Source organism: Sphingobium lactosutens DS20 (assembly GCF_000445105.1).
Taxonomy (GTDB): domain Bacteria; phylum Pseudomonadota; class Alphaproteobacteria; order Sphingomonadales; family Sphingomonadaceae; genus Sphingobium; species Sphingobium lactosutens.
Genome location: NZ_ATDP01000089.1, coordinates 1 through 13,643, shown reverse-complemented (window position 1 = coordinate 13,643; position 13,643 = coordinate 1). Strand labels below are relative to the sequence as shown.

Genomic DNA, 13,643 nt, shown 5'->3' with positions numbered 1-13,643 from the left:
ATCGATCATGGGGTCAGGCAGCCTCGAGCAGATGGCGCCGCTCGGCGCGAGACAGGCCTTCCTGTTCCGGGCCGGTGAGGTCGAACTCGATGGTCAGGCTCGCATGAGTCATGGTCGGCTGCCAAGGGCGCCGTTCGCTTAGCGACATGCGACCGCGCTGGGCTTCCTCGGGCGCAGCGGTGACGCGGCGGACGGTCGGGCCGCCGATCGCATCGGCTTCGAACGCCTCCCTTTCGTCACGCACGACCGCGAATCCGCTGGCGATTAGCTGGTCGAGATCCCAGAGGTAACCGCCGCCGCTGTTTTCCTGCAGCCGCAGCACAAACAGGTCATTGCGGCTGCCGTCCAGCCGCGTGCCCTCGTCTCGCTCGGTCAGGAGCCAAACATCGCCGCGATAATTTTCGGGGCGATAATCCTTGAGGAGATCGACCTTGAGGCTACGCGGCTGGGTATCGAGCAGTTCTCGCATGATTGCGGGCCTGATGATGCCATAGCGGACAAGCGTGCGGCACGTCGCTTCATAGCTCGCACCGACGCGCAGTGAGAGCTGGTAGGCGATATTAGGACGCCGAAGGTCGCTCGCCTGCCAACCCTGACGGGCGCAGTGCAGGCCGATCAACCATTTGGGCATCATGAAAGCGACCGCGAATGCGTCGGCTTCGGTTTCCTCGAAGGCCTGACCCGGTTCTGGGCTCATCGGCATGCGACGCAGAATGCTTTCATCGTCAAGGCTCGGTTCGTGCTTCATCGAGAAGTGACCGAGTTCGTGCGCTGCGGTGAAGCGCTGGATGCTCATCGGCCGCTCGGTCGTTACCAGAACCCCCGGTATCGGCACGCTCAGATAAGCGCCGAGAAGCCCTTTGAGCGGACGGAGCAGGAGCGGCAGGCCGAGCGCATGGATCGCCCCGAACACATCAATATTGCCTCCCTGGCTCTCGATAAGGGCCTGAGTACCGAGTTGGCGATGCAGGCGCCCCGCCGCCATGGTCCCCGCGCGCACCGCGCCGTCATAGTCCCGAGCCATGGATCAGACTTGTCCCCCACCCGACCGCGCGCGCAGATATTCAGCAAAGCGACTGAGTTCAGCGCGGTCGTCGGCCGAGAGATCGGCAACGCGGCGTGCGAGATGCGCCACATCGGCAGGCAAGCTTGCCGAAGCTTCATCCTCGCCCGTAAAATAGCCAACTGACTGGCGATAGAGCTTGGCGAGACGTGTAAGTTCAATTGCCTCAACCCGTCGCTGACCGCTTTCGATGTCGGTAAGGGCGGTGCGCGGAATTTTAAGATAGGTCGCAACCTCATCCTGCTTGAGCCCAAGATATTTGCGCGCCTCTCGCAGCCGGTCACCTAGCTGCTTGCGCTCCAGCTCGTCATTCTCCTGCCGGATAGCCATACCGTTCATGGCTTGGATCCTTTTTTCTTCACCCAGACTTTCTCGATACGAGGAACAAGATGGCCGAGCGCTTCCTCCACCGAAGCGTAACCACCGGTCTGGACAATATTATCGCGCAGTTCGATCCCGATGACCGTCTCGATGGCGCAGAGCGTGTCTACGACCGAAAGCGAGTCGAGCGCAATCGGCGCCTTCATTGCGGCACCCTGATCTTTTGGGAGCGCGATGCCGCGCAATTGCGCCTCGATACGTGCGACTTCTAGCAATTCATCGACGAGCGCCTTGATGACATCCGCCTTAGGAAAGGCAGGAGCGGTTGGCGCGGGAGGAGCAACTGTTGCCATTCAAGCCTCGCACGATTCGACTACATCTGCAGAATGTAATGTTGGAATTTCCGACATGCAAGACCTGATCGTCGCGCATGGTGCGTGGACCAGCGCTGGCTTTTGAAATCTCTGTCATGGACGTCCGACCATGGTTCCGACGATGTCGCCTCCGTGAAATCGCTGCGATGGCCACCAGCCTGTACCACAACACGGTCGCCACATTGTGTGCCGCTAGCAGTGCTGGAGGGTTTCTATCGCCCGTGTCGTTTTCACCGCCTGCAAGTTGGCGGCGTCGTGATGGAAGCCGTCCTACAAGAGGGCGACATTGTAAGTAGCAATCCTATTCAAACAGCGCCTCATTTGGCCTGCAAAGAACATCATGTTACGTTTTGTCCGATCCAGGAGACAGAAATGACCCGCGCAGCGCTCTATGCCCGCTATTCCGATGACAAGCAGAGCCCAGCTTCCATCGAGGATCAGTTTTTGGTTTGCCGCGAACAGGCTGCGCGCGAAGGCTGGCGCATCGTCGGTAGTTACAAGGATGCCGCGATCTCGGGTGCGAGCGTCATCCTGCGGCCCGGTATTCAGGCGCTGCTTCAGGACGCCCAGATGGGCCGCTTCGATGTGCTGCTCGCTGAAGCACTTGATCGCGTCTCCCGCGATCAGGCCGACGTGGCAACGCTATACAAGAACCTTCAGTTCGCGGGCGTGAAGATCGTGACCCTGGCCGAGGGCGAGGTTTCGGAACTGCATGTCGGCCTGAAGGGCACGATGAACGCCCTCTTCCTCAAGGATCTTGCCAAGAAGACCCATCGTGGCCTTCGCGGACGCGTCGAGAAAGGCAAGTCCGGCGGCGGCCTTTGCTACGGCTATGACGTCGTGCGTCGTTTTTCCAGCGAAGGTGAGGCAGTTCACGGCGAGCGCACCATCAACGACGCTGAAGCGGAAGTTGTCCGGCAGGTGTTCCGCCAGTTTGCCAATGGTCTCAGTCCGCATGCGATTGCCTGCCGCCTCAATGAAGCGGGGATAGCCGCACCGACCGGCAAGCTCTGGACATCGACTACGATTCGGGGTCACGCAAAGCGTGGAACAGGCTTGATCAATAATGAGTTGTATATCGGCAAGCTGGTCTGGAACCGCCTGCGCTACCTGAAGAACCCCCAGACCGGCAAGCGTGTCTCCCGTATCAATCCGCAGTCCGAGTGGATCGTTACTGACGTGCCTCATCTGCGGGTCCTGGATGACGAACTCTGGCAGGCCGTAAAAGCCCGACAGGAAGATATTGCGATCCAATATGCCGGCGTCATCGAGGCGACGCGCTCGGCCCACAATGCGATGAACCGGACCCATCGCCCAAAGAGCCTGCTGTCCGGCCTCGTCTACTGCGGCTGCTGCGGTGGGTCTTATACCCTTCGCGGGCAGGGGCGGTTTGCCTGTTCGAACCACATAGACACGAGCAGCTGTGCCAATGGGCATAGTATTGCACGCGAGAAGCTGGAAGCGCGTGTTCTCGACGGTCTGCGCGACCGGTTGATGAGTCCCGAAGTCGCGGCCGAAGCCATTCGTACCTGCGTCGAAGAAACCAATCGCATCAATCGCCAGCGTCGCGCGACAGATACCGCCGATCGGGCTGAGCTCGACAAGGTCCTCAAAGCTATCAAGGGACTGGTGACACTCGCAACGGAAGGCAAGGGAACGCGCTCACTCGTTGATCAACTGCTGGAACTCGAGGCGCAGGAAGACGCCATTCGCGCCCGGCTCGCTGCGGCTCCGGCCGATGTACCGGACATCCATCCGAATATCTCGGAGATCTATCGCCGCAAGGTGGAGCGCTTTGCGGAAGCCCTGGCGCATCCGGAGGAGCGGCAGGAGGCGGCCGACGCGCTACGCGCTCTCATCGAGCGCATCGTTCTGACGCCCGGCGCCAAACGCGGCGAGGTCAACGCCACGCTGCACGGCGAGTTTGGGACCATTCTCGAATGGCTGGAACGGCGCAATTGGGCCAATGCCGACAGCCCCTCCGATGCTTTCGCATCAGGGGGCCCAGGTATGTCGGTTTCTGTGGTTGCGGGAGGGCGATCCAACCGTGACCGACAAAAGCCAGGAAAATCTGGTTTGTCGGTATCGGTGGTTGCGGGGACCCGCAACGTCTTTTGTTATAACTTGAGGCCGGTTTCGGGTTTTGCGCCCGGAAACGATGTCGAGGATGTTCATCACCTCGCCGCGTAAGGTGGCGTTGACCTCGCCGCGCTTGTCGCCGGGCTCAAGCACCACTTCGTCCACCAGCGCGCGGAACGCCTCGGCGGCCTGATCGCGCAGTTCGGGATCGGCCAGAGACTCGCTTAATTGCGTCACCTTGGCCTTGTAGATTTCGGCGATGTTGGGGTGGATGTCCGGAACGTCCTCGGGCGCCTGTTCCATGCGCGCCAGGACATCCGCCTTCTGGCGTTCCAGGTCTTCCATCCGATCCTTCATGGCCGGCTGATACATGCCATCCTCGATCGCCGCAATGATGCCGGCGATGCCGCGTTCGATCTTCTCCAGCGCCTTGCGGTCAAGCTCCGCCTGCGCCCGGCGTTCACGGTTCTGACTGTTGAGCGCTTCGGCATAGGCGCGCACGGCCTTGGCGACCCGGTCGGCCGAAACCAGCCGTTCGGTAAGGCCGGAGAGAATACGCTGCTCGATCTCATCGCGACGGATGGTATGGCCGTTGTCGCAGGTACCCCGCCGATAGCGATTGAGACAGCCATACCGGTCACGGGTGATGATGCCGTAATTGCCGCCGCAGCAGCCGCATTTGAGCAGGCCCGAGAACAGAAAGGCCGGACGGCGCAGTTCGTTGACGTGTTTGGCACGATAGGCGCGCACGCCTTTGGTGACATTCTCGAACTGCCTGGAGATCTCCTCCTGCCGCCGCCGCGCCGCCTGCCATAGGTCTTCGTCGACGATGCGCAGGTCCGGCACCTCGGTCCTGATCCACTCGGACTCCGGGTTGACCCGCGAGACGCGCTTTCCCGTCGCCGGGTTCTTGATGTAGCGCAGCCGGTTCCAGACCAGCACACCGGCATAGAGCTCGTTGTTGACGATGCCGGTACCGCGGCAGACATGGCCGCGAATCGTGGTGTCTCCCCAAGCCTTGCCATTGGGGCCAGGAATACCGTCGCGGTTGAGATCGGCGGCGATAGCCTTGGGGCTCTTGCCGGCGGCGAATTCGCGAAAGATGCGGCGGACGATCTCGGCCTCGGCTTCGTTGATCTTCCGCTCGCCGCGGGCCTGCTCGCCATCGCCGTTGAGACGTTTCACAACGTCATAGCCATAGCAGAGCCCGCCGCCTGCCTTTCCCTTCTCGACGCGGCCACGCAGACCGCGATGGGTCTTGGCGGCGAGATCTTTCAGGAACAGGGCGTTCATCGTGCCCTTGAGACCGACATGCAGCTCAGAAATCTCGCCCTCGGCGAGCGTCACGAGCGTCACGCCGGCAAACTTGAAATGCTTGTAGAGAATGGCGACATCGGCCTGGTCGCGGCTGATACGGTCCAGCGCTTCCGCCAGCACAATGTCGAACTTGCCCGACTGCGCGTCCTGCAAGAGCGCCTGAATACCCGGCCGCAAGGTGACGCTCGCACCTGAAATGGCGGCGTCCTTGAAAGCGCCCACCACCTTCCACTTCTCCCGCGCCGCCTGGTCCCGGCAGATGCGGAACTGGTCCTCGATGGAGGAAACGCTCTGATTGTCCGAGGAATAGCGGGCGTATAGCGCAACGCGGGTCATGAGACTTTCCTTTCTCTCAAGGGCGGATTTCACCCATCCGGTTCCCGCCCCTCTTCCATTGGCCGGTTGTCGTTGGCCGCCCGCTTCCGCCGCTCCCGCTCCCAGGCCCTGATGTGTTCGCGAGCAATATGGCGGCCGATGGCTCGCGCAATGGTATCCAGGTGCCGCTCCGCTTCTTGCGCGGCCCCTTGCTCGGGGCCGTTATCGTTCGCCGGGGGCGGGATGACCGCGGCCGCCTGGTCCTCCTTCTCCTTCATGGGTCGAACCTTTCCAGTATTGGTACACACTGGAAAAGGATCACCCGAGGCGCGGATTACTCTTATGGCCCTTATGTACGCTCATCATGCGTTCATGCCGACTTGCATGTCGCTCAAAGGATGCCCACCGACATCTGGGAGTCCGCAGCATCGACTCTCGATCCCGCAGGTATCGGAAACTGGTCCCAGGTTCTTCCGTCAAGCATCCGGCCAGTCTTCTTCTTGTTCACGCCGCCCCATTGCTTGAAGTGGAAAGCAACTCCGGCTTGGATGCACTGGTCACGAATCGACCGCACCCAGTCCGGGTCTATTGGGCGCGCCCCCGGCCCGCTCTCACCGCCAGCAATCACCCAGTCGACGCGCTCTAGATCAAGATCATCCAGTGATCCAAGCAGGGGTTCGAGACTCAGAAATCTAACGGCCGCGCCTGTCCTTCGTAGGTGATCGATGCGAAACTGATAGTCAGCATTCTCGACGCTGACGCCCATCCAGACGTTCCGCGGCCAGGTAAGAGCATTGGATAATTCCTCCAGCCTCTCAGCTCGCTTCGTCAGGATCTGGTAAGTGTGTTGGGGAGTCTCCTGCATTGTTGCGAACACTCGTTGGATGAACTCCAGCGGCACATCTTCATGAAACAAATCCGACATCGAATTGACGAAGATCATTCTCCCCGTTTTCCAAGTGGCCGGGAGCTTCAGGCTGTCCTCATCGACACGAACCACGCCGTTCCACTTGGGCTTACCGCCGGACATGCGGGTCGTACCCGCGTACTTCGGCTGCCCCATTGCCTCCAAACGCCGAGCCAGCCTCATGGCGTAGCAGTTGGTGCATCCCGGCGAGATGACCGTGCAGCCGACAACCGGATTCCAGGTCGATTCCGTCCATTCGATTGACGAGTTAGTGGCCAATATGCCCTCCCCCGGAGAATTTGATCAGCACATGATCGGCGAAGGTTCCGGCGCGGCGCTTGCCCTTTGTCGAGCGCACGTTGATAACCCCCTCATTTTCAAGCTGTTTCAGTATTTCGCGATAGTTTTTGTCAATATAAGGCGTATCAACGCTGTGTGTTTCATAGATCTGAGTGAAATTCACCTCCCGCCCTGCGAAGGTAGCGAGGAGACTCTCCTTGAGTTTGCTGAGGGGCTGGGCCAGCGAGAACAGCAGCGGCATCGACGCATCCGCTGGCGAATATGTGAGTGACGGAACACCTTCATCATGGGTGGAGCTTTCTCCAGCCATGATACTTTTCATTATGGAATATCCGCGGAAATGCTTCGAGACGAAAATCAGCTTATGCGATGTCCGAGTTCCTGCTGCATTCTTGAATGTGAACGGAAGGACGTACGTACCGCCAAGCCGCTTTATTTCGTTCGCTAGCTCCTCAAGGATCGCCGCCTCGCGCAGCTCAGGGCTCAGCCCTGGCAGCCGCTTGCGCAGTGCTTCGGCCCGCTCCCGGCCGAAGAGGTCGTCCATATGCTGGGCTACGAACTGGTTGCCGATGCCCGCATTAATGCGATTGTAGTTGAAGAAGAAAACGCAGTCGCACCCCCAATCTTTGATCACGCCCTTGATGATGTTCAGAGAAAGCCCCTTGTATCCGAACGGGTCGATGAACGAGAAGGAAGGAATGAGTTTTGTCTCGTTGAAGTACCGGGCAGCTTCATCATCGACCTCGCCGCAGGTGACGATCGGCTTGTATGTGAACTTCTCGATACCCGGCAGCTTGTTTATCTCCTCTTGAAGGGTTGCCGTATTCTCGTTCCTGGCGTCGTTAAAGTAGGAGACGAGCATCTGCGCCATACGGGCGTCGTCGAGCGCAGTCTGAAGGACGAGAAGGGGTGTCGATGCGGCACCATCCCTGTAGCGCCCAGGCCCCGCATAAAGGTCGATGTAAGCGATTTTACCGCCATGCTTGGCGGCGGTCGGCATTATCACTCGCGCCCAAGCGAAGAAATATTTCGTGACAATTCGTGCCTTTACCTCGGACTGGTCCGAGCGTTCCTCGAAGAATTTCTTTGCCTTCATCTGCGACCAACCTCCCCTTGCTGTCGCCCCGGCGTTACGGCAGAATGGAACAAAAAGAGAACAATTTCAACATCTGTAGGCGTGGAATGAGCAGCAGCTGAGAACCGCAAGCCATATGAGGCATCCTCAACGCAGTCTTGCGGGCCAGCATGGCGCCTCATTTCCACGGGCCACCCGCGCTCCATTTCCCGTCAAAGGTCTTGCCAGCCACAAGAGCATGGGCGGGCGGTAGAACGAACGCGGCCACCCTGGCCTGCAACTCGGCAAAGGGACCAGGGGCCATGGCGATCGCGGTCCGGCGCAGGAATCCCTGCCACTGCGCCTGCTTCGCGGCGTCTTCGGCAAAGGCCGGCGTCAGGGCGATGGGCGTATCCGTGGGGATGTCCGTGCGGCGGCGATCGAAGGTCGCGGCGATAGCTTGCGCGAGGACCGGTCCGTTGAAGGAAAACGTCTCCGAGATCGCCCAGAGGTCGAAGAAATCCTTCATGCGGCTGTTGAGCATGCCGAGCGCGACCAGCGCCTGGAATTTCTCGGCTACGACCGTCTCGGGCGGGTAGGCTTGCAGCCGGGGCGCCGGCATATCGAGCAGCGAGGGATAGTCGATGTCCTGCACGGCCGGGATCACCGCATCGCCAAATCCGATGTCGATCTGGATGGGCAGGCGCGCGCCGGCGATCTCGGCGGTCATGGTGATCCGGACGCCGCTATATTCGTCTTCAGCCCGAGCCGGCTCGGCCCGCAGGGTATCCGGCTTGAAGACCACTCCATCGTCCTCGACGTCGATCCCACAAATTTCGCGGAAGACCGCAGCGATCCGCTCCGGCGCCGCGTCGCCGTATCCTAGAAGATCGAGATCGCCAGTTGCCCGATAGGGCGTGGGCGTCCAGAGGCTGAACAGCATGGCGCCCTTCAGCACGAATTGATCCCTGTGGGGCGACAGACTCAGCCGATAGAGAAGCCGCTCGATGGCAAAACGGGTGAGCGCAAGCTGGACGTTTTCCTTGCGCTCGCTTGCGCGCCGGGTGAGCCGTGCCCGGACCGAGGCGCCGACGTTTTTGAGTGGAGGTTTCGGGGTCATACCGTGGCCTCGATATAGGGCCGCATCACGTTCTGTACGCGGTCGATGGCGGCAAAATGCCAAATGTCATCGACCGTGGCGCGGCGGCTTCGGAGACAGTCTCTCAGCGCTTCGATGGCCACATCGAGACCGACTTGGCTGCGGTATTTGAAACAGTCGGCGACCGTCTTGGCGGGATTGGTGATAGGTACTTCCACCTGCTCGATTGTGTGCCGCTCCACCCCGGCGGTGAGGGCGTCGCCGGTGGCGCGGATGATGCGTAGTGATACCGGAGGATTCTTGGGCGCCCACTTCTTGTGACCGATCAGCATCCACACCTGATGTGGCAGTTGCGTGGTGAGTTCGTGGAATCTAAGCGCGGAGAGCAGGCAGATAACACCGTGGGGCACAGCCCGAGCGGCTTCGGCAAGGCTGTGGGACTCGGACCATTCCGCATCGGCAAGCTGATAGAGGCCGCGCCCCATACGCACCAGAAGCCCCTCGTCTTGCAGCCTCCGCAGGTAGGCGCGCGGAATGCCCGCCGCATCGAAATCGCGCGCGCGCGCGATACCGCGCTCCCTGGCGACGGTGATCGCACGATCCTTCAGCGTTCCTTGAGCCGTTCCTGCCATATTCCGTATGCTCGGCAATAACACATAAATGCCGAGACTTTGTATCACGCCCCTTGATCCCCTGCAACCGGAACTAAACAGCTCGACCACGAGTATGGCGCTCATACTGCTACTCCCGCCGCCTGTTCCAGACGAGCTGCGCCCGATCCCCCTCCTCGGAGGGGAACAGGGCGGCGGTGAAGGGCTCGGGAAGGCTCGGGTCGTCGAGACGGACGCGGAGATAGTATTTCGGGTGATCGCCCGTTGTCCGGGCATCCCAGGCGTCACCGATGCGGGCGTTGCCAACGAGGACGCGGAATGCCGGGGCGTTGTCATGGGTCCGGTCGTCATTGGGGACGAGCCGGACCTTGGCGTCGATGGTGAGGGTGCGGATGGAGCCGGTCCAGCCGCCGTCATTGGACAAAGTGAAGGCGCCGATTTGCATGGGTCACTCCTGGAATTGCGATGTGGATGAGACAGTGGGCGACGCCGCTTCGGTATCGCCCGCGCGGGGTGAGCGGGTGCGGCGGGCCGGTTTGTCGGTGTCCGTCTCCGGCAACCCCTCCTTGCGCGCCCTGGCGAAGGCGCGGTCGCTGTCGAGGAAGGCCTCCAGCATGAAGGGAATGAGCTCGGCGACGGATTCGGCCTCGCCGTAGGTGGCGCGGTAGAGGGTCGCATAATCCCGGAGCGCCTGGTTGAGGTCAGCGCCCATCGTGATGGTGATCTTCGCCGGCGTGCGGTCGGGGAGTTTTCCGAGTTTCAGATTGGCCATGATCGATCCTTTCAGCCCTGGTAGGGGCGCAATACGAGATCCCTGTGGACGATGATCCTGAGCGGCCAGCCGGGACGGACGGTGATGGTCGGCTGTATGTTCAGGTTCTTCTCGGTGATGCGCTGGCCGGCCCGGTTGACGTTCTGCTGAGTTGACTCGCGGATGGCCCGGACCAGGTCGCTCTCGTCGCTGCCCAGGCTCAGTTCCGTGCCGACGCCAAGCAGGGTGGCGAGCGCTATGCCCTTGATGAGGCGCCAGGTGTGGTAGTCGACCTCATCCTCGAGCCCAGCATAGCCGGCGGTGTCGGTGGCGGGCAGATTGTCGATCTCGATGGAGGAGCCGTTGGGCAGGATGATGCGCTGCCATACGAGCAGCGCGCGGGATTGGCCGAAGGCAATCACGCTGTCATAGGTGCCGATCAGGCGCGAGCCCTGCGGGATGAGCAGTGCGCGGCCGGTCACCGTGTCGTAGACGTTTTCGGTGACCTGGGCGACGACGAGGCCCGGCAGGTCGGAATTGATCCCGGTGATCAGGCTCGCGGCGATCACACTGCCGGCCATCACCTGATAGGGCGAGGCCGGCGTCTGCAGGGTGTGCGGGTTATAGATACCGCCGGTGTCGCGCTGATTCAGGAAGTCGAGTTTGCGTTGCTGGTTGTTATGGTCGCGTTCGGGGTCGAGCGTCAGGCGGTTGGCGTCGGGCGAAACAGTTTCCGTGGCAGCCGTTTGCTGGGACTGGCCCGTCACTGCCGGCGTGTCCTGCCGCGGCCGGTTCTCGATACGGAAGAAGACGCCGGCCTCCTTCGCCTGGATGGCCTGCTGGGCGCGCCGCTGCTCCTCGGCCGACAATTCCGGCCCTCCCGGCGCGATCCCAAGCTGCCGTTGGTGTTCGAGGATCGGTCGTCCGAGATCACCCGGCAGCGGTGGACCTAATTCAGGTGTCTGGGGACGGACCTGGCTGTAATCGCCGGGCAGCGCGGCAAGGCCATCCGGGGTCGGCTTGCGCTCGGTGTTGTAGAGCTCCTCGGCCTGGTCCTGGATGCGCAGGGCCGGGCCTTGCAACGCCATCATGGTAACGCCGAGGATGGCGCCGGAGCCGAGCGCGGCCGCGCCAATGACAAGGCCGCGCTTGAACCGCACGACACGGCGGGGCGCGGCGCGCAGGTCCAGCTTGCCGGGATCGCGCTTGGACGAGCCGGCGGGTTGCGGCGTGGGTGCGGCGGAATCCGTCATAGCCCCTCCCCCTACCGGTCCGTGCCCGGGAACAGCGCGGTGCGCCGCGGCGTCCCGTCGGTCCGGGAAATCCGCACGACCTGCTGCGGCCGGGCGCCGAGGCGCAGCTCGGCGGCGGCGAAGAGGCGGTCGACGATGTAGTAATTGCCGCGCATACGGTAGTTGACGAGTTCGTTGCCACCGTCGGCGCCGACGACGAAGAGCGGCGGCGCCTCGCCCTGGTCGATGCGGCGGGGGAACTCGATATAGACCTTGTGGCCGTCGTCGAAGGCGCGCAGCGGCTTCCAGGGTGGATTGTCGCCGGTGATGGCATAGCGGAAGCGGATGTTCTCCAACGCCACATTCGAGGCGACCGGCAGTGCGGCCTGGGCGGCCGCGTTCTGGCGTCGGAGCGCCGTGATCTGGTCGGACGGATAGGTCCAGGAGATCGCCGCCATGGCGGTCCTCTCGGTGCTTTCGAGCTGGAGGTGATAGGCGCGCCGGTCGGTGGTGATGACGAGATTGGTCTTGAGACCCGGCGCGAAGGGCTTGACCAGCACGTGGATGCGCTCGCTGTCGCCCGTGCCGCTCACCGTATCGCCGATCACCCAACGCACGGTATCGCCGGCGGAAACCGAGGTCAGCTTCTCGCCGGGCTGCAGGGCAATGTCGCTCACCCGCTCGGGCGCCGCATAGAGGCGATAGAGCGCCCCTTCCGCATAGGGATAGACTTGGATGGCGTTGACATAGCCGTATTTCGTCGGCTCCTGCGTCGCCGCCTTGTTGGCGTCCTCGACCCGTTGGGTCGGCGGACGTTTGTCCTCGGTCACCTCGCCGGGCTCTGGCTGAAGCTGGCCCGGCAATGGCAGAACCTTCGGCACCTCGACGATCTCCACCGGCTTGGCCGGTTCCTGGTCGATGACGGCCGGCTTGAAATCGTCGGAGTCGTAGCTGATCGCCGGCGGCAAAGGCTTTGTGGCGCAAGCGGACAAGGCCAGCGCCGAGACGGATATGACGAACACATTCTTCTTCATTGAGAGGACTCCTTGGGCAATTGCGGCGCCGCAGTGTCGAGCTCGCGCGACCAGTCGATGGCGTTGATGAAGACGCCGAGGGGGTTCTTGCGGAGCTGCTCGGCGGTGCGCGGGGTCTGGATCACGACGGTCAGGATCGCGGTCCAGCGTTCGGTTCGGGCGAGGCTGCCGCGCTCGAAGACCTGCTCGGTCCACTTGACCTGGAAGGAGGCGTCGGAGGCCCGCACAACGCTCGTCACCTGCACCGAGACGCTGCGGGTGCCGATCGCGCTGAACGGATCGTTCTTCTTGGCGTGGTCGTTCAGGAACAGCGCGGCGCGGTCGGTGGCGAAATCGTAGGCGGACAGCCAGTTCTGGCGCACCAGCACCGGATCGGTGGAAACCGAACGGACGTTCGTGATGAAGCGGGCGAGGTGCCAGGCGATCTGGGCGTCGGCCGGCTGGTAGGTCTGGATCGCCGGCGCGACGGCGCGCGCCTCGCCGAACTTGTCGACCTCGACCACATAGGGCGTGACGCGGCTTTGCAGCGACTGCCAGAGCAAGCCGCCGGAAAGACCGACAGATAGCGCCAGGCAGCCGAAGGCCATGAGCCGCCAGTTTCTCGCCTGGACACGGGACGCGCCGATGCGCTCGTCCCAGAGCTGCGCAGCCTTCTGATAGGGAGTAACGGGCTCTGGCGTCGTGCCATATCGCTGGATCGGTCGCTTGAACAGCATGGGTCAGTCGTCCTTGTCGTTGAGAGAGGGATTGGCGCCGTTGCCGGGCCGGTCGCCGTCCTTGATGGCTTGGGTGGCGGTCTGCCGATGGGCGCGCGCCGCCTGTTCGGAGCGCAGGCGGTTCGCCCAATCGGGCGGGGAACTGGAGGGGATGCCCGCCGATGCGGCGTTCGCCTCCGACATGGAGACGGTCGGCGTTCCGCCGGTCGCCGTCCAGGCGCCACGGCGTCCGGCATCGGCGCTTTGTTTCAGAGAGGAAGTGGCGCGACCCGCGACTTGGCGCGCGGCGTTTGTGGCGGCTCCGCCGGCGGCGCGTACCATGCCACCGACACCGGCCGCGATGCCTGACATGCCGGACGTCCCGGAGGTCGCCTGTCCCAGTTGGTAAGCAGAAGAAGCGGCAGACCCCATCGCCGTGCCCGCGCGGATGGCGACAAGACCGCCGCCAGCGGCCATGCGCGCGCCGGCAA

Annotated in this window: 14 protein-coding genes and 2 pseudogenes; 1 reads left to right on the top strand and 15 read right to left on the bottom strand. The window is 62.4% G+C overall.

The window, feature by feature from the left end; translation table 11 throughout:
* Positions 1 to 13: 13 nt before the first annotated feature.
* The 3 genes from RLDS_RS40060 to RLDS_RS40050 are packed head-to-tail and all read right to left on the bottom strand — an operon-like array spanning position 14 to position 1,737.
* Positions 14 to 1,024, bottom strand: a complete 1,011-nt coding sequence (locus RLDS_RS40060; RefSeq protein WP_010339383.1) for an ImmA/IrrE family metallo-endopeptidase — start codon at positions 1,022 to 1,024, stop codon at positions 14 to 16.
* 3 nt (positions 1,025 to 1,027) lie between these two features.
* Complete coding sequence (locus RLDS_RS40055; RefSeq protein ID WP_010339384.1) at positions 1,028 to 1,402, bottom strand: helix-turn-helix domain-containing protein; 375 nt, start codon at positions 1,400 to 1,402, stop codon at positions 1,028 to 1,030.
* Positions 1,399 to 1,737: a hypothetical protein gene (locus RLDS_RS40050; RefSeq protein WP_021226034.1), complete on the bottom strand. Its 339-nt coding sequence runs from the start codon at positions 1,735 to 1,737 to the stop codon at positions 1,399 to 1,401. Before RLDS_RS40050 ends, RLDS_RS40055 begins: the two co-directional genes overlap by 4 nt.
* Before the next feature lie 393 nt (positions 1,738 to 2,130).
* Between RLDS_RS40050 and RLDS_RS55280 the strand changes: the two genes are divergently transcribed.
* Entirely contained in the window at positions 2,131 to 3,948 is a 1,818-nt protein-coding gene (locus tag RLDS_RS55280) for a recombinase family protein (protein ID WP_084514769.1), read from the top strand.
* Positions 3,949 to 4,443: 495 nt separating this feature from the next.
* Here the strand turns inward: RLDS_RS55280 and RLDS_RS56960 are convergent.
* From RLDS_RS56960 to RLDS_RS56270, 12 genes and pseudogenes are all read right to left on the bottom strand, one after another.
* Positions 4,444 to 5,490 (bottom strand): annotated as a pseudogene (locus tag RLDS_RS56960) (recombinase family protein); the annotation flags it as partial.
* Positions 5,491 to 5,519: 29 nt separating this feature from the next.
* Complete coding sequence (locus RLDS_RS40035; RefSeq protein WP_021226030.1) at positions 5,520 to 5,747, bottom strand: hypothetical protein; 228 nt, start codon at positions 5,745 to 5,747, stop codon at positions 5,520 to 5,522.
* 113 nt (positions 5,748 to 5,860) lie between these two features.
* On the bottom strand, positions 5,861 to 6,655 hold the full coding sequence (locus RLDS_RS40030) for a DUF5131 family protein (protein WP_021226029.1): 795 nt from the start codon (positions 6,653 to 6,655) through the stop codon (positions 5,861 to 5,863).
* Positions 6,645 to 7,772: a three-Cys-motif partner protein TcmP gene (locus RLDS_RS40025; RefSeq protein WP_021226028.1), complete on the bottom strand. Its 1,128-nt coding sequence runs from the start codon at positions 7,770 to 7,772 to the stop codon at positions 6,645 to 6,647. Before RLDS_RS40025 ends, RLDS_RS40030 begins: the two co-directional genes overlap by 11 nt.
* Before the next feature lie 157 nt (positions 7,773 to 7,929).
* Positions 7,930 to 8,850 carry a nucleotidyl transferase AbiEii/AbiGii toxin family protein gene (locus RLDS_RS40020; RefSeq protein WP_021226026.1) on the bottom strand — a complete coding sequence of 307 codons (921 nt, stop codon included), beginning with the start codon at positions 8,848 to 8,850 and terminating at the stop codon, positions 7,930 to 7,932.
* Positions 8,847 to 9,566 carry a type IV toxin-antitoxin system AbiEi family antitoxin domain-containing protein gene (locus RLDS_RS40015; protein ID WP_199257945.1) on the bottom strand — a complete coding sequence of 240 codons (720 nt, stop codon included), beginning with the start codon at positions 9,564 to 9,566 and terminating at the stop codon, positions 8,847 to 8,849. Before RLDS_RS40015 ends, RLDS_RS40020 begins: the two co-directional genes overlap by 4 nt.
* A gap of 4 nt (positions 9,567 to 9,570) precedes the next feature.
* Positions 9,571 to 9,885: a DUF736 domain-containing protein gene (locus tag RLDS_RS40010; protein WP_021226024.1), complete on the bottom strand. Its 315-nt coding sequence runs from the start codon at positions 9,883 to 9,885 to the stop codon at positions 9,571 to 9,573.
* A gap of 3 nt (positions 9,886 to 9,888) precedes the next feature.
* The gene (locus RLDS_RS57280) at positions 9,889 to 10,212 is read right to left on the bottom strand and encodes a DUF2274 domain-containing protein (RefSeq protein WP_021226023.1); all 324 of its coding nucleotides are present in this window, start codon (positions 10,210 to 10,212) and stop codon (positions 9,889 to 9,891) included.
* Positions 10,213 to 10,223: 11 nt separating this feature from the next.
* On the bottom strand, positions 10,224 to 11,444 hold the full coding sequence (locus RLDS_RS40000; protein WP_021226022.1) for a TrbI/VirB10 family protein: 1,221 nt from the start codon (positions 11,442 to 11,444) through the stop codon (positions 10,224 to 10,226).
* Between the two features lie 11 nt (positions 11,445 to 11,455).
* The gene (gene trbG, locus RLDS_RS39995) at positions 11,456 to 12,457 is read right to left on the bottom strand and encodes a P-type conjugative transfer protein TrbG (protein WP_021226021.1); all 1,002 of its coding nucleotides are present in this window, start codon (positions 12,455 to 12,457) and stop codon (positions 11,456 to 11,458) included.
* Positions 12,454 to 13,173 (bottom strand): conjugal transfer protein TrbF, encoded by a 720-nt coding sequence (gene trbF / locus RLDS_RS39990; protein WP_021226020.1) that lies wholly within the window; start codon positions 13,171 to 13,173, stop codon positions 12,454 to 12,456. Before trbF ends, trbG begins: the two co-directional genes overlap by 4 nt.
* Before the next feature lie 3 nt (positions 13,174 to 13,176).
* Positions 13,177 to 13,643 (bottom strand): annotated as a pseudogene (locus tag RLDS_RS56270) (P-type conjugative transfer protein TrbL); the annotation flags it as partial.